Source organism: Marinifilum breve, from assembly GCF_003202155.1.
Taxonomy (GTDB): domain Bacteria; phylum Bacteroidota; class Bacteroidia; order Bacteroidales; family Marinifilaceae; genus Marinifilum; species Marinifilum breve.
This window is the reverse complement of sequence record NZ_QFLI01000140.1, coordinates 1-451: the sequence shown is the minus strand read 5'-3', so window position 1 is coordinate 451 and position 451 is coordinate 1. Positions and strand designations below refer to the sequence as shown.

Annotated in this window: 1 protein-coding gene; it reads right to left on the bottom strand. The window is 56.5% G+C overall.

The features are described from left to right. A partial coding sequence (gene gpJ, locus DF185_RS23240) for a TipJ family phage tail tip protein (RefSeq protein WP_438830240.1) occupies positions 1–451 on the bottom strand: 451 nt, incomplete at both ends.

The following is a 451-nucleotide window of genomic DNA, read 5'->3' as shown; positions in this document are numbered from 1 at the left end:
TGCCGTGTTCGGGTAGCACTGTTTCACATCGATGATTTCAGTGTATGACGACCAGAGCGTTTTGTTCTGCAGCTGGTCTGTGGTGCTGTCCGGCGTCATCCTGCGCATCCGGATATTAAACGGGCGCGGCGGCAGGTTACCCATCACCACCGAGGCCAGATACTGCGAGGTGGTTTTGCCCTTAATGGTGATGTCTTTTTCCGTCACCCAGCCACCGTTACGTTGTATCTGAACCAGCAGGCGGACTTCCGACGGATTCCTGTCACCCTTTGAGGTGGTTTCCACCAGTGCCTGTACACCGAAGGTAAAGCGCAGACGGTCGATGTTTGCAGACGTAATGGTGCGGGTGATCGGCGTGTCATATTTCACTTCCGTACCCAGCACCGTCTCGGAGCCGGAGGATTCAAATCCCTCCGGCGGAGTCTGCTCCTGCTCACCAGCCCGGAACACC